Source organism: Rubripirellula reticaptiva (genome assembly GCF_007860175.1).
Taxonomy (GTDB): Bacteria; Planctomycetota; Planctomycetia; order Pirellulales; family Pirellulaceae; genus Rubripirellula; species Rubripirellula reticaptiva.
Genome location: NZ_SJPX01000001.1, coordinates 1 through 19,127 on the forward strand (window position 1 = coordinate 1; position 19,127 = coordinate 19,127).

20 protein-coding genes are annotated in these 19,127 nt (G+C 53.0%); 10 read left to right on the plus strand and 10 right to left on the minus strand.

The features are described from left to right. The first annotated feature begins 156 nt into the window (after nt 1-156). The 4 genes from Poly59_RS00005 to Poly59_RS29905 all read left to right on the plus strand — a co-directional run bounded on the left by Poly59_RS00005 (nt 157) and on the right by Poly59_RS29905 (nt 3,804). Complete coding sequence (locus tag Poly59_RS00005; protein WP_390621411.1) at nt 157-756, plus strand: site-2 protease family protein; 600 nt, start codon at nt 157-159, stop codon at nt 754-756. 178 nt (nt 757-934) lie between these two features. After that, nucleotides 935-2,206 (plus strand): NAD(P)/FAD-dependent oxidoreductase, encoded by a 1,272-nt coding sequence (locus tag Poly59_RS00010; RefSeq protein WP_146532056.1) that lies wholly within the window; start codon nt 935-937, stop codon nt 2,204-2,206. A gap of 173 nt (nt 2,207-2,379) precedes the next feature. After that, nucleotides 2,380-2,883: an LssY C-terminal domain-containing protein gene (locus Poly59_RS30020; protein ID WP_146532057.1), complete on the plus strand. Its 504-nt coding sequence runs from the start codon at nt 2,380-2,382 to the stop codon at nt 2,881-2,883. Nucleotides 2,884-3,585: 702 nt separating this feature from the next. After that, nucleotides 3,586-3,804 carry a hypothetical protein gene (locus tag Poly59_RS29905; protein WP_146532058.1) on the plus strand — a complete coding sequence of 73 codons (219 nt, stop codon included), beginning with the start codon at nt 3,586-3,588 and terminating at the stop codon, nt 3,802-3,804. Between the two features lie 225 nt (nt 3,805-4,029). On the opposite strand, the gene Poly59_RS29145 is transcribed toward Poly59_RS29905, so the two are convergent. The 5 genes from Poly59_RS29145 to Poly59_RS00040 all read right to left on the minus strand — a co-directional run bounded on the left by Poly59_RS29145 (nt 4,030) and on the right by Poly59_RS00040 (nt 5,959). Beyond that, nucleotides 4,030-4,179 (minus strand): hypothetical protein, encoded by a 150-nt coding sequence (locus Poly59_RS29145; RefSeq protein WP_186775934.1) that lies wholly within the window; start codon nt 4,177-4,179, stop codon nt 4,030-4,032. A gap of 167 nt (nt 4,180-4,346) precedes the next feature. Further along, a complete protein-coding gene (locus tag Poly59_RS00025) occupies nt 4,347-4,610 on the minus strand; it encodes a hypothetical protein (protein WP_146532059.1) in 264 nt (87 codons plus the stop codon). Between the two features lie 47 nt (nt 4,611-4,657). Beyond that, nucleotides 4,658-5,236, minus strand: coding sequence for a hypothetical protein (locus Poly59_RS00030; protein ID WP_186775935.1), 579 nt, complete (start codon nt 5,234-5,236; stop codon nt 4,658-4,660). A gap of 29 nt (nt 5,237-5,265) precedes the next feature. After that, on the minus strand, nt 5,266-5,499 hold the full coding sequence (locus tag Poly59_RS00035; protein WP_146532061.1) for a carbon storage regulator: 234 nt from the start codon (nt 5,497-5,499) through the stop codon (nt 5,266-5,268). Between the two features lie 184 nt (nt 5,500-5,683). Continuing rightward, nucleotides 5,684-5,959: a hypothetical protein gene (locus tag Poly59_RS00040; protein ID WP_146532062.1), complete on the minus strand. Its 276-nt coding sequence runs from the start codon at nt 5,957-5,959 to the stop codon at nt 5,684-5,686. A gap of 326 nt (nt 5,960-6,285) precedes the next feature. Here Poly59_RS00040 and Poly59_RS00045 point away from each other — a divergent pair, with 326 nt between their 5' ends. The 3 genes from Poly59_RS00045 to Poly59_RS29150 all read left to right on the plus strand — a co-directional run bounded on the left by Poly59_RS00045 (nt 6,286) and on the right by Poly59_RS29150 (nt 10,945). After that, complete coding sequence (locus Poly59_RS00045; RefSeq protein WP_146532063.1) at nt 6,286-8,823, plus strand: PAS domain S-box protein; 2,538 nt, start codon at nt 6,286-6,288, stop codon at nt 8,821-8,823. Nucleotides 8,824-8,889: 66 nt separating this feature from the next. Next, entirely contained in the window at nt 8,890-10,359 is a 1,470-nt protein-coding gene (locus Poly59_RS00050) for a sigma-54-dependent transcriptional regulator (RefSeq protein WP_146532064.1), read from the plus strand. A 409-nt stretch (nt 10,360-10,768) separates the two neighbouring features. Beyond that, complete coding sequence (locus tag Poly59_RS29150; RefSeq protein ID WP_186775936.1) at nt 10,769-10,945, plus strand: hypothetical protein; 177 nt, start codon at nt 10,769-10,771, stop codon at nt 10,943-10,945. On the opposite strand, the gene Poly59_RS29155 is transcribed toward Poly59_RS29150, so the two are convergent. After that, nucleotides 10,932-11,297, minus strand: coding sequence for a hypothetical protein (locus Poly59_RS29155; protein ID WP_186775937.1), 366 nt, complete (start codon nt 11,295-11,297; stop codon nt 10,932-10,934). The two genes, Poly59_RS29150 and Poly59_RS29155, sit on opposite strands and share 14 nt — an antisense overlap. Before the next feature lie 935 nt (nt 11,298-12,232). Between Poly59_RS29155 and Poly59_RS00060 the strand changes: the two genes are divergently transcribed. Beyond that, a complete protein-coding gene (locus Poly59_RS00060; protein WP_146532066.1) occupies nt 12,233-12,433 on the plus strand; it encodes a hypothetical protein in 201 nt (66 codons plus the stop codon). A gap of 277 nt (nt 12,434-12,710) precedes the next feature. On the opposite strand, the gene Poly59_RS00065 is transcribed toward Poly59_RS00060, so the two are convergent. Next, a complete protein-coding gene (locus Poly59_RS00065; RefSeq protein ID WP_146533145.1) occupies nt 12,711-13,064 on the minus strand; it encodes a VOC family protein in 354 nt (117 codons plus the stop codon). Nucleotides 13,065-14,529: 1,465 nt separating this feature from the next. Here Poly59_RS00065 and Poly59_RS29160 point away from each other — a divergent pair. Further along, on the plus strand, nt 14,530-14,676 hold the full coding sequence (locus Poly59_RS29160; protein ID WP_186775938.1) for a hypothetical protein: 147 nt from the start codon (nt 14,530-14,532) through the stop codon (nt 14,674-14,676). A gap of 23 nt (nt 14,677-14,699) precedes the next feature. Continuing rightward, on the plus strand, nt 14,700-14,867 hold the full coding sequence (locus Poly59_RS29165; RefSeq protein ID WP_186775939.1) for a hypothetical protein: 168 nt from the start codon (nt 14,700-14,702) through the stop codon (nt 14,865-14,867). A gap of 138 nt (nt 14,868-15,005) precedes the next feature. Here Poly59_RS29165 and Poly59_RS00070 read toward each other — a convergent pair whose 3' ends face one another. The 3 genes from Poly59_RS00070 to Poly59_RS00080 all read right to left on the minus strand — a co-directional run bounded on the left by Poly59_RS00070 (nt 15,006) and on the right by Poly59_RS00080 (nt 19,124). Further along, a complete protein-coding gene (locus Poly59_RS00070; RefSeq protein WP_146533146.1) occupies nt 15,006-16,451 on the minus strand; it encodes a serine hydrolase in 1,446 nt (481 codons plus the stop codon). Nucleotides 16,452-16,539: 88 nt separating this feature from the next. Next, a complete protein-coding gene (locus tag Poly59_RS00075) occupies nt 16,540-17,613 on the minus strand; it encodes an alpha/beta hydrolase (protein WP_146532067.1) in 1,074 nt (357 codons plus the stop codon). Nucleotides 17,614-17,699: 86 nt separating this feature from the next. Next, nucleotides 17,700-19,124 (minus strand): ThuA domain-containing protein, encoded by a 1,425-nt coding sequence (locus Poly59_RS00080; RefSeq protein ID WP_146532068.1) that lies wholly within the window; start codon nt 19,122-19,124, stop codon nt 17,700-17,702. Between the last annotated feature and the right edge of the window lie 3 nt (nt 19,125-19,127).

The window sequence follows — 19,127 nt, forward strand, 5'->3', positions numbered from 1 at the left end:
ATTCTGCAACGCGACACTACTGTGAAAGACAACATTCGCGGCAAACGTATGCGAGCGGGATGGGATGACGCCGTCCTGGATGGCATTTACGCCGGATTTAACCGCACTTGAACGTGCGATTGCCCTGGCCTGCCGATCATAGCAACAGCATCTCTATTGCCTGTCGCCGTGATCGGTTTTTTGTCAAAACTCGCTTGGGTCAATGTTGCATTAGTCGTGTTCAACATGATCCCTGCTTTTCCGATGGACGGCGGTCGCGTGCTGCGAGCGATGTTGGCGTTGGCGATGCCGTACAGGAGCGCGACTCGCGTTGCCGTCGGCGTTGGTCGGTTCGCGGCGGTCGGTTTGGGTTTGGTTGGCTTGATGACGGGCAACTTCCTGCTGGTCTTCGTTGCCGGGTTCGTCTTCTTGGCCGCCGGTGCGGAACTAGCGATAGCGAATCGAACGTCGGGCGAGGTACCAATGCCTGCGAAGTCGACATTACTGGACGCATCGGGACGAGAGATCGCACCGATCCCATCGCAATCCTTGCCGGTGGTGAGTGCTCAGTGGAACGCTCGCAACGTCCTAGGTTGGCTGTCAAGCGACTCGGTGGACGAATTTTTGGTTTCAAGTCAGGGCGTGGCAGTGGCCATTGTTCGCAAGTGCGATCTGCGACAGGCGGTGAAGAATGGAATGGGTTCGATCCCGATCGAACGATTACTGGCCGGGCACTTCTTGCCGTTTCGAGATGCGCATTCCGGGACGACAGCGTGAGCGGATTCGTCGTAAGCCGACCGGCCAGAGCTTGGAATACCAGCCAACACCAACCCTACGCGTCTGCAAGGCTTCATCCAGTGTGTCCTCGCTAACGCTTCGGATTGGTAGATTCATTCACTCTCTCAAGAGTGCGGCGACGACCGATATTCGTTCATTTTTCCAATAGAATCTGTTGATGAAGAACCAAACGACCAGAATTCTCGTCCTCGGTGGCGGGTTTGCGGGCGCGTATTGCGTCAAACGACTTGAAAAACTCGTCCGCGGTCGCGACGTTGAAATCACGCTGGTCAACGCACACAACTATTTCGCGTTCACGCCAATGTTGGTCGAAGCCGCCACGTCGGCACTTGAACCACGACACGTTGTGGTGCCGCTACGCGGCTTTATGCGATCAGCCAATTTTGCGATGGCCAGCGTCGAAAATATTGACTTGAATTCTCAACTGGTCACGGTCCAGCCTGAGTTCGGCGACCGAATGATGCTTTCCTACGACCATTTGGTGGTAGCGATGGGCAGTGTCACTCGAATGCCCTCGATAACGGGAGTCCAAGAGTTTGCTTTTGGACTGAAGACACTCGCTGACGCAACGACGCTAAGAGACCGAGTAATTGGGATGCTAGAAATGGCAAACTTGGCTCCCGATCACGAACATCGCCAAAGTTGGTTGACGTTTGCAGTCGTCGGCGCGGGGTACACAGGCGTCGAAGCAGCAGGCGAATTCAACGCATTCTTGAAGGAAGCAATTCGGAATTATCGCAACGTCAACGAAACCGATATTCGAGTAATGTTGATTCAACGTTCCGGCAGAATACTAGATACGCTCGATGACACAATGTCGGAAAAAGCGAGCGAGATCCTGAAACGAAATGGTGTCGACATCCGCTTGAACGAAAGTATCGCGGAAGTTCGCGAAACGTCGTTCACGCTCGAAAGCGGCGCAGAGATCGTTTCCCACACCGTAATCTGGTCCGCCGGTGTCGCTCCGCCGTCGCTTTTAAAAAATTGCGGTTTGCCGATCAATTCACACGGCTATCTCGAGTGCGAACGCGACTTGCGAATTCAAGGACACGACAACATTTGGGGCATCGGCGATTGTGCCTCGAATCCCGATGCGGATGGCAAACCGTATCCCCCCACCGCACAACACGCTCTTCGCGAAGGCCGCGCGGCGGCCGAGAATCTTTCCGCATTGCTGTCAGGTCAACCGACTCAGCCGTTTAATTATCGCAACAAAGGAACAATGGCACCGCTGGGAGGACGTCAAGCAATTGCAAACGTCTTCGGCTTGCACCTAACTGGCTTGCCCGCATGGTTTCTATGGCGAACAGTTTACCTTGGCATTATGCCAGGATTCGGCCGCAAAATTCGCGTCGCCATGGACTGGACGACCGAGATATTTTTCCGCCGCGACGACTCGCAACAGAACTTTCACCGCACACGCAAGTAAGATCCGTTGCAATCGCAGTCTCCTTCCATCATGACAACGATGGCTGCAGGCGAACTCCGGTATTGACGTAAAGTTTCAACTCTTCGTTGATTCGCGCATGTAACAGACGACGGTGAACCGCGCCGAGTGGTAGATGCGGTTCATTGCAATTCCATGCAGCAAGTGCTTTGACGATGTCTCGTAGAATTCGAACGCGCGGGAACAGGTCGTCGTCTCGAATCCAACTCAATGATTCAGCCAAGTCTATCGACGATCAAACCTTCAAAACGAAGACATCATGTTTTTCGGGCGACTGGAATTTTTGTTTTGATGTAACTCTCGTTGGCCTATTTGCTGGCTCCCCTGATGTGGGAAACCGTCGAACACTGGCAACTACGAATGGACCAAGGTCCTCGAATCGCTCACCCCGGCTCAGGCATCCCTGGGATCCGTTGAATGTCAGGTCGATTGGATCGAAAATAGAATTACTTGCAACCATGAAGTCAGCCAATTGGTATCAGGCAGACGCCTTGGGTATCGAGAGTGATTTGGAGATCGACGCGAATACGATGCCAAAACGAACATACGACGAGGCGACTGTCAGCCGGCTGATCTTGCTTTGTCGCGAAGAAGTTCTCGCGATGGAGGAGCCAGCCAAAACAACCCGCGCCGCCGGAACCATGTCCGATTTTGGTTAACTGAGCAACTTGGTTCCGGCGCTCGTCTAAGTTGGATCGGTTAAGCCAGCTTTGACCCTCGAGTCGGATTGGGCCATACCCCTGTCAGGTCACTCACCACATCGCGAGCGAGGTCGACACCGAACGCGACTATTTTCCCGACTGCTGCAGAAAACCGGACAGCTTTTCGGTAGCGACGTTGCAACGGAATTCCACGAACCGCTCGACAGCCGAAACGGCATCGGCGATCCGTGGATCGACACAATTCAACAGCCGGTCGTCAGCGAAGTCGGTAAAATTTAGAGTTGCACACTGGTGCAGCAATTGCGTTAAAGTGAAATCCGGCTAGTCGACTCGGACAAGCAATGAATCCATAATGATGAAAGCCAAATAAGTAGCCTACAAAGCTTCATTACCACCAGGGAAATCTTCGCGCAATTGCTTTCGTTTGCAGGACGCGTGATCCTTGGTGTTTTAAAGATCGCAATATCGTCCATCCTCACGCACGAGTTTCGTTCAATGACGAGTGATTACGAAGATGACGATTCCGAACCAAAGCCAATTCCCGCTATTGATCGGAGGGAAGTGATTCTGGTGATTACGCCAACAAGATACACAACGGATGCGCGGCGGCACTTTGTTGGAACGGTTCAGCGATACGATCGTAGCTGCATAAGAGCTTACGGTTACGAATTCGTTTGCGACAACAAGGTGGGGACTTTTGTGAGAAGCAAGACTCAGCGAACACGGATTCTTCCACTGAACGACAACGTCATCATTTACGTTTTGCCCGATGAGACCGAACTTTCAGGGGTGCGTTACGAGCAGACCGATCATTCCGATTTGAATGTCACCGACGGGAAGAATTTCACGCTGGACCTGAGCGAACTTGGACATCCTAAGCCATCGACAGAGCGAAGCTTCGAAGCCGAAGGTCTGTAGGCCTCGAGTCAAAACATCGATACGGGCTACGTATACCTTACGCTGAGGGGGAGACATGAGTCGCATTCGGTGCCGATGATAGGTTTCAATATGTTCATTTCCATCGATCATGGCTAAGTCATGGACATGGGCGTTGAAGAGTTGATGCAGGTGTACTTCTCGCTGGGTGTGATCAGGTCTTCGGTCGGGCCGGCTGAAGTAATGCGAAAACCGTAACCGAAGTCGTCAAATATTGAACTCCGTGCCAATCTGAAACGCCAGCCATCCGGAAGTCGACATGAGTTGCTTACCAATGTCTCTCTCGACATGAATGATCCGCTCGCCTAGGGGACGGCAAACGATGTTGTCCCATTCGATGATTTGGAAACCAGTCATAGCGGGTGACATAAATTGCTTGAGGCCTGAAATGGCAATCTCTTTATGGAGTGCTCTCGGTGCGCCGAAGCTGCACGACGTTAGATGAATGCCACGACCGAATCGAGACGTGCGGAGGTGTTCGGCTGGTGGTCCTTGCTGGCGCGTCGGGTTGGTTTTGAGTGAAACTAGAGCGACTTGCGAATCCGCTTGAAACCGTCGCTTATTTCGCTTCCAACCAGCTTGAATGAGTCCCAAACATCCTCGGTAGTTTCGTCGACGGCTTCGCGGAGTGGTTTGTAATCGTCACTCAATTGAGTGAGCTTTCCTTCGAGAACATCCCAATCGTCTTTAAAATTTTCTTTACCAAGGTGCAAGCGCACGCGAAGTTCGTCGCGTTCTTGCTTAAGGGCCACGATCATCTTGCCGATTCGTTCTTGAGTTGTAGTCATGATTGTTATTCCTTTGTGCGGTCGGAGCTGAAATCAAAAGTGCCGTACTAACTCGGAGCGTAAGCGGATGCGATTCCCAGTGGGAAAGCGATCAGGTGTGCGAGGTCTGCGGATAGCATTCGCCCGTCTTCGGGCAAGTGAATGAAGGACCAAGTGGCTCGCAAGCACAACACAACGATAATCGCAACTACTAGTGGCCATCGCATTTGCGATGCCATTGTGGCGAATGCTAAGCCTACGCATCCGTAGTAACCGGCTGAAGGACCGACATCCTGAACACACCAAAGCAAGTTACCGCGATGCGTTTCGCTGATCACGCTGGCAACCATGACGCCGATGGTCATCACGGCTAGCGTTGCCAGATGGACGGCGAAAAACGTTGCGATCGCTCGCAGCGGACCGAAACACCCCTCCACATATCCGACCGCAACGGCGAACATCACAATTGAACTATAAAACCGCCAGCCTCCGGCTGTAAAAAACAATGACGTGAATGCACGATGCACCTGGCCTTCGATCATCAATCGCATCGAGTAACCCGCAGTGCGATGCACGTTCTCGTTGAGCAAACCGACGTGACTGCGACCATAGATCCCAGCACCGATCAAAATGATTAACATCGTCATGGTAAAGGGAAGACGAAAAAGAGTGTTCATCACCTTAATACGGCAGTCGCCGAAGTTTGGATCGATGCGACGATAGACGCGACCAAAGTCGTGGGGACTTCGGCTACCGACGTCGTCATTTGCAACTCACCACGCACGATCCGGATTTCCTTCGGAGCCTCGATCGCAAAACGAACTCGATTACCTTGGATCTGAGTCACTGAGATGAAAATGTCGTCGCCAATGCGGATTGATTCGTTTTCTCTTCGCGTTAGAACCAACATGATAATTTTTCTCTTGGTGGGGGAAGAGTTCTTGTACCGACGCGTGAGCGAGGATCAAATCAGAGATGCTCTCGCTCTAGGTTCGGGTTGGTAAGCAAGATAAACGCACAGACTGTGCCAAACGAAAACTCGCACAAAAAATTGTCTAGAATTGATAAAAGCGGACAAATCCTGGTCACCCTGGCTAATTTCTGCTCGGCAAAGCATCGCTCATCGACACTGCGATTGCGGCAATGGCGTCAAGCAGCGGCTTCCAAGCGACGGCGTTGCGGTGCTTGCTTTCAAGCGAAACTGCTTGCTCAGCCTCGATCAATGCTTCGGACAGATGCCCTGACTCAATGAGTGATACGGCCTTGCTCGCTGCAGCTTTTGCAGCCTTGGCGTCAATCTCCACCCGTTCCAGAAACTGCGTCGCCTCCAGCCAAGCAGCCGATTCAGAACCGGAGGTCGAATCGGACATCAACTGAGCTTGTCGCGCCCGGATGCCACTCAAATTCAGCTGCCGTGAACCGAAGACGGTCTTCCAATTGCAACCCGTCCATTGACTCACCGCATCTTCGTAGAGTCGTTGCAATGGTTCGGTGGATTGTCGTGATGTGGCCAGGAAAACACCAATGCCTTTTTCAATGCGTAAGTGGAGAGGCAACGACCGTCGAGCTATGTTGCAGGTTGCGTACCGTTTGCGAGATGAACTGATACAATCCTCTGAAATTTCACCTACTAACCCGACGCGTTAGCGAACTTCAACACTCGCGCACGCGTTTGGCTAGTCCAATTCCTAAATAAATGAAAACACTCAACCGCACTTACTGGCTGCCTTATGCGATCGCTGCCGCATTCATCGCCGTTGCTGCGTTTGCGATCGTTTCCTATTTGAATACGCTCGCGATACGTGAAAGCGAACGCTTGGTCGCCCGCTCGTATTCGATTCGTGAAGCAACCGATCAATTGCTATCTGCGATGAAGGATGCAGAGACCGGACAGCGAGGATATTTGTTAACCGGTGACGAAACATTTCTAACACCGTTTCATACAGGCATTGAAAAAGCTGAAGAAAAGCTGAAAGAGCTGGAGTCGCTTTCTGAAGGAGCACGAGATACCGCCTCGCGTGTCGGCATCCTACGCGAGTCGTTTCAAAAGCAGCTCAAGCACCTGAACGAAACAATCGAATTGCGGCGTATTCAACCTGCCGCTCGCGTCAGCGACGAAGTATTGGAGCTGGTGAAATCGGGGCGTGGAAAGACGGCAATGGAAGCCGCACGTGAGGCTTCGCGGCAGATCGTAGCGAATCAAACCATGCAACTGAAAGACACCGAATCGAAGAATAGCTATTTGTCATCGATGTCACGGACCACGATAACCGTCGGAAACACGATCGCACTCGCATTGATTTTGGCCACCGCACTCGCTGCGTACCACGACCGCAAGAAACGCGATGCGGCGGAAGTGGCACTGCTAGCCCAACAAGCGGAACTCGCCGCCGTCGTTGACTCGGCCTTTGAAGGCATCATCACGCGTGACCAGGATTTCACGATCCGTTTTGTTAATCCAGCAGCGGCAAACATCTTGGGAGTTGACGTAAAGCAAACAGTTGGCAGGTCGTTGTTGGATTTCGTTCCTGAAAACCGTCGCGATTTTGTGAGGTTGCGAGCAGATCAATCTCAGCATTCCAGACTGCAAGTCTATGAGTTCGACAATGAACTGATGATTCGGGCGGATGGCACCGAGTTCGCAGCCTCCGGAAACTCCGTCCGAACCATTACGGCAACCGATACCCTGGTCACGGTTAAGTTCCGCGACATGAGCGACGTTCAGAAAAACGAAGCAAAACAACGTGAGTACGCTGCGATCCTTGAACAAATCAGCGATGCCGTGCTGGTCTGCGACACTGATAGTCGAGTTCGTTCATGCAACGACTCGGCCGAAACATTGCTGGGGATCAGCGAGCGAGAAATGGCAGGCCAGTCGGTTCGCGACCTCTTGGCAGTCGATACCGAGCAATGGGAAAGAGATCGCATCAAGGTAATCGAAACGGGACTAGCGATTAGTGAAAGTTCCTGGGTTTCGCCAGCTGGCCAGGAATACGTTCTCGAACAACGCCGCTCACTGATTCGAGATAATGAGGGGACCCCCATCGGGAAATTGTTGTTCTTGATCGACATCACTGACCGTGTGCGCGATGAAGCCAAGGAACGTCGTAATCAACGACTTGAAAGTATCGGCAGACTGACCGGTGGGATTGCGCACGACCTGAACAATGTCCTAACGCCAATCGTGATGAGCGCCAAACTGCTCAAGCGTGGTAGCAAGACGCCAGAGCGTTTGGTGGACAACATCATTACGAGCGCCGACCGTGGCGGACGAATGATTAAGAAGCTTCTTTCATTCGCGAGTGGTGGTGATGGCGAGCGGACACGACTGGACTTGCGAGAATTACTGTCAGAGTTGGAAGAAATCCTCAGTCATGCGTTGCAGCAAACCATTGACCTGCAAGTCACAATCCCTGCAAAGCTTCGCAATATTGACGCCGATAGTACCGAGCTTTCGCAGGTCATCATGAACTTGGCAATCAACGCTCGCGACGCGATGCCCAACGGTGGTCGGCTGGACATTTCGATCGGAGATTTTGACGTCGATCAATCGCGGGCGGATCGCAGCGATTTCTTGACCGCTGGACCGCACGTGCTATTGACCGTCGCCGACAACGGTCACGGTATCCCAAAGGAAATCATCGACCGTATTTTTGACCCGTTTTTCACCACCAAGGAGCAGGACAAAGGAACGGGTCTCGGTTTGGCAACGACACTGGGCATTGTTCGCTCGTACAACGGCGACATCACTGTCTACAGCGAACCAGACATCGGCACCAAGTTCTCAATCTATCTGCCGTCATCAACATTGTCAGCCGAGATTGCTGAGCTAGATGACGAAGACGCTGCGCCAATTGGCAAAGGCGAAACAATCTTAGTAGTCGATGATGAACGCCTGATTTTAGAAACCGCTCAAGAAACACTCGAATCGAGTCAATACAAGGTCATCATCGCAAGCAGTGGCGCCGAAGGCGTTGCGATCTATCAAAATCAGGGCGAAAAGATTGATTTGGTCTTACTTGATATGATGATGCCGGGAATGGATGGTTTTGAAACCAAAAACGCGATCCGTCGCATGAATGCGCAAGCACGAGTGATCGCCAGCAGCGGCCTACGTCGCCCCGGCCAAGAAGGCGGAAAGATGGCCGACTTCGACGGATTCCTCCCCAAACCTTACACAGACGACCACCTACTACGACTCGTCCGCAACATCATCGAACAAATCAAATCATAAGCGAGACACATCCAGTGCATTCTCGCTTATGTATCCGGTTCGCATTTTTTTGCACTCAAAGTAAACATGACAAACCTTCTCGTTATCGACGACGAACCGCTCATTTTAGAATCGATCGAAATGGCGTTTCCTGATCATGAAGTCACGAAATGTCTGACCGCTGAAAAGGGTATCGACGCGTTTTTGCAATCCACGCCCGACGTGGTGCTGTGCGACATTCGGCTTCCCGACATGTCCGGCATGGAAACGTTTGAAAAACTGCACCGCATCGACCCCAAAGTTCCGATCATTTTGATGACCGGCCGCGGCACTGCCGGGACCGCGATCGAAGCGATGCAACGCGGAGCGTTCGAGTACCTCCTTAAACCGCTCGACCCAGAGACCCTGATCCCATTAATCGAGGACGCCGCCGAAACCAGTCGTATGACGCGAGTCCGCGCTGTCGTGCCTGATGCGAGTTTGGACGAGGTGCCTACCGATAGCGAGAACGATTTGCTAATCGGCAACTGCCCAGCGATGCAGGAAGTCTATCGCTCGATTGGCCGCGTCGCTCGGCAGAACGTCACTGCTTTGATCCTTGGCGAAAGCGGTACCGGCAAGGAAGTCATCGCCCGAGCGATCTATCAATACAGCGAGCGTTCGGCGGGACGGTTTCTCGCCATCAACTGCGCCGCAATCCCTGAGAACCTGCTCGAAAGTGAATTGTTCGGTCACGAAAAAGGCTCGTTCACCGGAGCCGATCGCAAGAAGGTCGGAAAGTTCGAACTGTGCAATGAAGGCACGTTGTTCTTGGACGAAATCGGCGACATGACGCCGCTGATGCAGACGAAAATTCTTCGAGTCCTGCAAGATCAAACGTTCGAGCGGGTTGGCGGCACCGAAACGATTCGCACCAATGCCCGGATCATCGCCGCGACGAACCGTAACTTAGAACAAGCGATCGAAGACAAAGAATTCCGCAGCGATCTGTTCTATCGGCTTAACGTCTACACGATCAATTTGCCACCGCTACGAGAACGAGGCGACGACATCGCACTACTGGCGAGCTATTTCCTCAAACGATTCGCGAAGGAAATAGACAAACAAATCGACGGCTTTGCCGCTGAAGCCGTCGACGTGATTAGCGGCTACTCATGGCCCGGGAACGTTCGTGAGCTTCAAAGTGCAATGAAGCACGCATTGCTTGAAGCGACAGGCCCAGTGATCGTGCCTGCTTACTTGCCGGATTCAGTACGAGAGTGCGGTAGCCGAACTCGCGAAAGCTTGGATTCGGGAGCGGACCAGAGTCTACCGAGTTCGGCTACGACCGGCTTAGATTTTGCCGCGCTCACCCGTAAACGACTTGCCTCAGGAAGCAACGACATCCACCGTGAACTCGTTAACATTGCCGAGAAGGAAATCTTCGCCGAAGTGTTAAAGTATACCGATGGCAATCTCACTCAAGCCGCCAAACGACTGGGCATCACAAGAACAACGTTGCGATCCAGGCTTGAATCCCTTGGCATGTCACTGGACAAATCTGCATCTTACTCGTAGCTAGCGAACCACCGGTAACCGAACTCGCCAGAGCTTTGATCACCCATGCCGAAATCCATCATGTGATTATTGGTTCTCATCATCGCCTTGCTTTCCAGCCAACTTGCTGTGACCGGCGGCGAACCGATGACCATCGGCGAACATTAACCTGTGAACGCATTGAATCAGCGCTCAAACAACTCGACGTCACTCATCACTGGCTTGCTGGCAAGCACGTCGACTGGCTCACGGGCGATCCAAATGGCAAACCCGTCGGAAACCTCGGTTACCATACGCACTACAGTTCCTTCGTCGCCGCCGTGTCGCACCACCTTGGCGTGCTAATCCTGGAACCGCCCCAGCATCCGCAAATTTGCTCGCCGATGCGCAGTACGATTGGCTTGTATCAAATGCAGGTCTCAGCATCGGCTTGGAAACCATTAGCGATCCAGTCCTCGAAAACAAGTTTGCCGCGCAAGGTAAACTTGTCATCGCCGCTAACCACTCGCCCGACGAAACGAAGCCCGGACACATTGCCGTCGTCATTTACAGCAATCGCACCGAAGCACGAATCAAAGAAGACGGACCCGACATCAACGGCACTTAATCCGCGAAAGTACTACGCCACACCTGATTTGTAGTCGCGTCTTGGCTTCTTCGATGATTTGGTCGACTTGCCGGAACAAGCTTACCTCATGAGCGAGTCTGCCCTTGTACCGCCCCATCGCCATCTCCGGGACAAGGCCGGTCGACAACGCAAAGAGCACAATGACGCGTAAGATTGGGACCCCACACGCTGGTGCTTGGCTGGTCAGTTGCGGGTACTCAGCTTGTTTTTTTGGGGGAGTGTCAGCCATCGTCACCGTTGCCTCATCGGCGGTGATGGCCCGGTGCCCCTGCCACAGATCGGGGCTCGTCGCTTCAATCGCTTGGCCACCGCAGGTGACCAGGCGATGCATCAAAGATGCAACGAGCAAATCCGAGCGACAAAATCCGCACCGGTCTTCGCCGAGCAGGCCCGCTGAAAATTGGCGACTCGATAAGAGATAGGTTTGGCAATTGCGCATCCGCAGTCGTGGTGAATGCTCATGACCTGCGACACAAACACCCACAAGGTGACGAGGGTGTCGTAGATTCGGGCCGCACCAAAAATAGAGGTTGCTACGCCGAAGCCTGACTCGATCGTCTCTTTCGAGATCAGTGAGGCAGAGTAGAGGTCGCCGCATTACCATGCGTGGTCGACTCGGGCGCAAAACGAATCAAACGTTTGATCGTACACGGGGGGCTTCCTTGCATGGTGTGTTTGGGAGGTTGGATCCCAAAACTCATCGCAAGTGAAGCCCATTGCTGTCAATCGACGCTAACCCACGAACTGAAAACGGGTTGCTGTGGATTGATTGCCATTTGGGTCAATCGCCCAAACGGGTGCGACCGTGCTGTCGCGGACTTTGCTGCTGGTCTGCCGTATCAAAGCGCCAAAACACGACAATTGTTGAGCAGTCAACAATGCGGTGAATGTGATGCCCATCACAATAGCTAAGACCTGGCCCAGCTACCGGGAAACATTTTGATGGTGATGGTTCTAATGAAGAGATTCTTAGGTTTTCGACCGTGGCTGGCCAGCATTTGATCGGACCGCTCAAATTCTATCCAGCTGGTGTAGCGGTTGGACGCCAACGAGCTCACCCGAGACCGGAAAATTCGCTCGGCGTCAGCATTTTCTAGCCAGGAAAGCAGTATCGCCAAGAATTTGTTCGTGCCGACAATCCGATTGGTCCAAGGTATGCGACTCCTATATCGAACGCCTGACTAGCTTCTGCCAAGCTTCTGCCAAGCTTCGCTAGGATCGGCCGTTTTCGTGTTTCGGAACCCCATTTCAACCTAGAGATAAAAAATGAAACGTTCACTTGCTTTGTCGCTGTTAGCCGCACTTTCAGGCAGCACTTTCGCCGAACCGACATCGGCCGCAACCAGTCACTCCAACAGAACCTCCGCGGCACAAACTCAGACCGCTGAAAACTCGGACCTGAGCGAAAAGCAGCGGATCATGGTCGAACTCCGTCGCCAAGTTGGAAGTGAACTTAGCGAGAGATGAACACTAACCAACAAATTACCGTTTCGGTTCAGCAATTTGTCGATCACACGGTCGCCGATATTCTTTCCACGCAGTCTAGAAACGACACGACTCGAAATGTGCTGAGAGAGTGCTGACTGTGAAAAATGTTTTAAGCAACAAACCACAGTATCGCAAAAACGGGAGACCGCGTGACCTGCGGTTCAGACGAAAAAGTACGCCTCAAGTTCGATGGAAAAATGCCGAAGAATCTAGCCCCGTTTCAATCTCATGACTTTGAGTTTTGAGAAAACCTCCGTTATCCGCGACGAATTCTCTGAGCAAAGCTCAATTCGTTTCCTTCGGGATCGCGGAGATGAAAATAGCGTTCTCCCCACTCGGCATCCTTTGGCTCAAATTCAGGTTTCAGGCCTTTGTCGACTAGCGATTGGTACAGCACATCAACATCGTCAACCGCGAAGATAATCAGCGATGCGACAGGCGTCGGCGCATCAGGGTTAATGAGGCGAAGATTGACGTGTTGCTCACTAACCTGAAAAGTCGTGAACGAAGCCTGTTCGCCGCCGCGATGCAGAGCAAAACCTAAATGCGTGTAAAAGCGTACTGCTGCAGCCATGCACGATGTTGGGAGAGTTACGGCCGAAAGTTTCATCTCTTGTGATCCCAAGTTTGAAAGAAGTCGCCAGACTTCAAATCTTTCATCTAACCCGATGTGTGAGCGAGCACCAATACACAATACCTCGTTTGCGCTTTTAACCAGGACAGCTCGCCCCTCTTATTCGTTCGCAACACTCGAGGATCGCAACTCGCCGTCGCCAACACGTGATTCCTCGCCTCTCAGGCTAGGCACTGTCTCGCAACCCAGATTTGATCAATCTTCGTAAGGCGGCAAGGATTACGAAGGCGACGAAGCCGGCCACCTGGAGTCTCCGTATCGGTACCAGCTCAGAAAGGTCAGCAACAAACCTGATGGGACGAAATTGCCGGCGGTGATCTTTTGCCATGGTTCTGGCGGAGGCGTCAAAGAATTCCCGCCTGCGGAGAAAGAGATTGAATGGCAACAGGCACTTTCTCAGAATGGAGATTCGTACTATTTCTTTACACCAAAAAGCGGCAAAAAAGTGGCAGTCTCTCCGCAGAAGACCTCCAGAAGTTTATGAGCAACGTCGTGGCGAATTACGACTTCGATCCCAAACAAATCACAATCATTGGGTACAGCGCTGGCAGCGGGTCTGTTACAGCACCGCCGTGGACAAAGGTGACTTGATCAAATCAGCGATTGTGATCGAAGGTGGCTTCCGAGGGACTGTTCCGGACGACCATACGCTGAAAGGTCTACTGATCATGGTTTTCACAACAAGGACGATCAACGGGTTGCGTTAGAACGTGGTGAAAGCTTCGTTAGGATGGCACGTGAGGCTGGAGCGGATGTCAGTTTCACCATCAATCCCGATGGCGAACACAAGATTCAGGTCAAAAGGAACTTAACGCCAGAAGTTATAAAATGGATTTTGGGAAAACCGAGAGAGAAGTAGTCAATCACGCTGTTTCACAGCTCAACCACTTCGGAATTCAATCCAGACCATGAAGACAATACTCTCCGTTGCTTTTTGTCACCTCTTCTGTTGCGGCTGGAGAATTGGTCGACGACTTTACGGACGCACAGCTTGATCGGCGACTTGCAGAACGCGGCGAGTGGCAGTTTCAAAATGGATTCGCCAGTTGGGTCGCCGACCCAGATCTTTATAAAAATTTAAGAATCACGGCACCATCCTCAAATGGCCGCGTGAGTTCCCTCTTTACAATCGTGGTCACAGTCGACAAATAAAGAATGTCATGACGGCTGAGACGGAACTTACAAGAGTGACAATCTACGATTACCAATACACGACCCGGCAGCGGCAGCAGCCCTACACGAACGGCTATCCCCTCGTCGCAATGGAATCGACTTCGTTGCAATTTTCCAGCGTCTCTTTATCGCCCGAGGGCTCTGTCGATAGGATTGGTTCGAAGTTCGGCTTCCAATACATCGACTTCGACGAGCGCCCTACTTTCTCGTAAATGTTTGTGCTGAAGTCGAGCGACGAAGAGGCAATACGAGGTGCTTTTTTTCGCCGATGCTCGACCTGTTTTCCAAACAGCCCGCGGTGTCAGTCGATGCAAGCGGCGACTTGTTCACCGACATGGAGGTGAGCCATAGAGAGCCTGAAGAAATCCGCGATTTCATGGCCGAAGCCTACGAGTTCTTCACCGCTTTTCAGTAGCAATTCGATGAAACCAGCGTTCGGTGAATGAACCAGTCCAGCGCGTTCGGCCCGACTTTTCCGAGCAATTCGAATTGCTGCACGTTTTGGTTGCGATAGCCCCAGCCACGCATAGTGATCACAAACAGGACATCGTCCCCAACATCCAATCCGACAATCTGCGCAACGGCCAGTTGCTGATGAAGGAATGAGTCTTGGCGAAACCTCAAGGGTTTGCTCTTAGGCTTTAACTGGCTGGAAGCTTTCCGTGCATAAATCGATTTGCAGAATGACGAGCCACCATTCATCTACACGACTCCCGTAAGTCTGTCCGAGCCGTGTTGGTGACATTATGGACCAACACTCTGTCGATCGAGAAGCAACTGCAGTTCTGATGCATCGAGTGCGCCGTCGCGATTCTCATCGAGGAAATTGAACGAGCTCTTCAGTCGTGGCCCGGCTTCGTCTTGTGCAATCTTGCCATCACTGTTTCGGTCGAATCTTTGGAGGAATATTTGCACAGCTTGGCGCTTGTTACCCGGGACGCCGAAATCTCGCACGGATGCCTCAGCAGCTTGACCCGCGAGCAGCAGACTGAGGAAGGTGTTGTCTTCGAACCGATCCCGATCGCTGTCTCCTTGCCGAAGTGCAACCAGCTTCAGCGAGGGGATGACATACATACGGCACTTCCCCGCGCCAAGCGCGGCAAACAGGTCAGGGCAGCCGTCCCAGTAAATCCAACCGGCCTTGTCTCTTGGCTCCGTCCTCTGCGCGGCAACCCCCACCGAACCTTGCCCGCCCGGCTGGTTCAACCACAAAGCCAATCCATGTCCGGGGTTCGCATCGCTTGGCTTCATGAGTTCGTGCAGCAAATCCTTCCTGACGATCTGTTTCCCATTCCATTCACCGTCTTGAAGCAACCACTGGCCGTACTTTATCCACTCAAGCGCGGTCAGGTGTGCGCCGTTAGGGATGTGTGGATTGCCCGACACGTCGTGTACCCAGTCGCCGACCTCCACACCGATCGGATCGAGGATCCGCTGCTTCAAGTAGTCCAGCGGCGTCTGCTTTCGCGTCGCCAACTTTCGTTTCATGATCTCGCCCAACACGTAGTAGCAACTGGGACCATATTGGAATACCTCGCCAGGCTCGCGCAACACCGGCACTCCGATCGCGTGCCGATAGAGATCCCGGGCGAGGGTCGGCCGGTCGTGGCCCTGCAAGTTCGTAACATCCTGCACGAGCCCGGCACTGAGGGTGAGCAGGTGGCGGAGCGTGATCCGACTCTTTCGCGGATGACCATTCCATTCGGTTAGAGTCTTTGCGGCAAGTTCGTCAAAGGATTCGACCATCCCGTCTTCGATCATCGCTGCAATCACCGGTCCCCAAAATGCCTTGGTGGCACTGTGCAAGTGGGTGGCAGTTTCAGGTCCAAATCCGTTGGCGTATTTCTCAAAGACGGTCTTGCCGTCAACCAACACCAGCACTGCGCGACCGCCGTTCCTGGCCGAGTACTCGGAGGCTCGCTTGAAATTTCCGGCGGTCGGCACTACTCCACCATCGTTCGTGTCGATCAAACCTGCCGTTTCGCTGGCATCAGTCTTCGTTGCCGTGCTCTCTCCCTGGGCGAAAGGTTTGGCGTCGGCGGAGATCGGTGGTTCGGTGCCCCACGTTTTCGGCGCAACAACGAAAAGATAAACGCTAAGCAAAGCGAATGCGAGAAAACTCACAAGTCCAATTCGAAAATACTGCATTGCTTGAAGCCTATCGTTATTGAAGATGCGAGTCGCTCGCATCGCTATTTTATCTCTTGGTCGGTGGCAACGATAGCGAGAGTGTTTGCGAAGCAAGTTCCAGTCTGGGTAGCGTGTCGGTTATGGCGAACTACTTCGCTTCGATCAGTTGCCGAATCAAGAACCGTTCTACCGAACCATCGGGATCATTTTCAACGTTGATCCCCGGTGCTCGGACGATGCACTGGAGTCCGAGTGCTTGCATAGCTTCCTGTAACTTCAAACCAAGACGCACGTGGTGAACCCAGTCGCCCTGGGGCGTATCCCTGGTGACTTCCGTATTCCCGTGACCGTACACCATGTAAACCCTGGCCCGATCGTCTCGCGACAGGTGCGTGATCGGCGAAGCGTCTTTCATCCGCTGCCTCACTACCTTGTCGAAGAGTTCGATTTCACCATCAATCCCAAGGAACGCAGGCAACGCATCGTGGAACGGTAGGTCGGGAACACCAAACCACTCGCGATAGGTGTGCATGTCATACGTCGATTGGCCATTGAGTGTCGCGGCGGCGAGAATCCGAGTCGACTGACGAGCCACGGGATCGTCGCTGTTGGGTTGGGCCAGATCGTCATGAAAAGCAAGCCACAAACTGATCCCGGCTCCGGCTGATCCGCCGAAACAGGCAACTCGATTCGAATCGATGTTCCATTCCTTCGCTCGGTGCCGAATCGTCTGCAGCCCGCGAGCGGCATCGTGCATCATGTTCGGGTAAGGACCGACATCGGAAAGTCGATAGTTCATCGAAGCAAATGCAACGCCCGCTTCCTGAAACAGCCTGACCTGTTTCTCGCTCACAGCCGATTTATCGCCGCCGCGAAAGCCACCGCCATGAATGAAGATAACCAGGGGTGTTGGTTCTTTGGCGTCAGGAACAGGCCACAGATCGAAACGTTGCCGCTCATGCTCGCCGTAGGCAATATCGGCGTGCGGCGACACGGGCCGACGAGCTTCGGTTCGACTGCGGCGATCTTGCTGAAAATTACGATACTTATCCATCGTCAGACGCCCGTCGTGATCGGCATCACTTTCGGGGAAGCGTTTCAAAAACGCCGCCAACTTCTCTACCGTCGACAAAGTAGATCGGGTTGGCTCCTGAGCCAGCAGGAATGAACTGAAAGGCAAGCTGATCAGTACGAACAGGCAGCAGGTCAATCGACATTGCATTCGACGTTTCTCTTTCGTTTCAAAATACAAAAGCCGCACGATCCTTAAGCTGACTCTGCCAATCGGACCGATCCATCAACGCAAGCTCACGGCAAGTCGCCGGGAAGTTCGTCGAGACGACGCAGTTCGACAATCTCACTGACGAACCAAGGCTTGCCGGTTGCTTTGCGATATCCGATGCACTTGGACGGATACTTCGCCCCATCGTGTTGCCTCCAGTTACTGAATCGATTGATGTCCTTTCGCCAATCGATTCGCACGATCTGCAGGTTCGTCTTTTCAAAGTAGACGTCCATCGCTGGCGAGATCGACTCGCTGACTTGCAATCCAACCAAGGTTCGCCCGGCTTCTTCGATTTCCGGCAACACTTTCAGTTTCGACTTTTCATCGACGAGTGCCTGCAGTGTCCACGCCCACACGAGATCCGTGGCTGGTTCGTCTTTCTTTTTCTTCCAGTCGCCCTTGCCTCCACGAAACCACCAGTTCTCGTGGCCATCGAAAACAGACTCGCGAGGCTTGCCCGGTTTTGCCGGATCGTCACTGACATTCAATCGCTCCTCGATGGCAAACCGACTCAGTAGATTCGCGTTGCCTCCCGCGGATTGAACGATCCGCCGCGCCAATTTTCGCGGATCTTCGGAAAACTCAACCGCCGCCGGAGAGAATGTGGTGAGGTCCGGCAGTGTTGTCTGCACTCCGCCGTCGGGAACATCACGCTTGGCAGTCCAGACAATTCCATTGAGGATAAACCGTCGCAAATCTGCCAACGCCCAGTTCTTGTAGAAATGGGGCATCACGATCCCGAACCCACGACCGCTATCGGGTCGCTCGACACACCAAGCAACCGTTTCATTCTTGGGTGAATCCGTTGGCAACATTGATGTGGCTAGGGCCGTCACATTCGAGGCCAGTCGATTCTGATCGGCTCCGAAATAGTTGTTGACATAGGGTTCATCGTGCAACATGAATTCATTCCAACCACGTGAGATCGGATGTTCCGGAGTCGCCGGCGTGATCGCTGCGGAAGGATAGATTTTGGCGATGCTTTGGTGATGCGGGCAAGACTTGTTTGCAAAATAACCACCGAGCCAACCGAGCAGCGGATGCTCACCCGCCTGCCCAACATCGTGACCCATCAAGCCGGTTGCGTAGTGCACGCAAACAATGCCACATCCACGAGCCATCAGCGTATCGAGCTGCGCAAGAATCGTGGCGGTCTCCGGCAATCGCTGAGGCGGAAAGGTATCGCCGATGAACACAATCGTGCTGACCGATTTCAAACGCGACTGATCCTTCGGCCACTCATACACCACCTCCGCTGCGACGTCCGAAACGTTGGACATATTTTCGAGGCAATGCTGCAACAACCGTCCCCCAGCAGCGACTTCATGCGATCCCGGCGGATGGGTACTCGGGCCAACCACGATCAATACCCGAGTCGGCTCCGCTGCAACCAAGCATGGCACGGCGAACAAGCAAGCCAGCAGACTAAGTAAGAAACCATTCTTCATAGT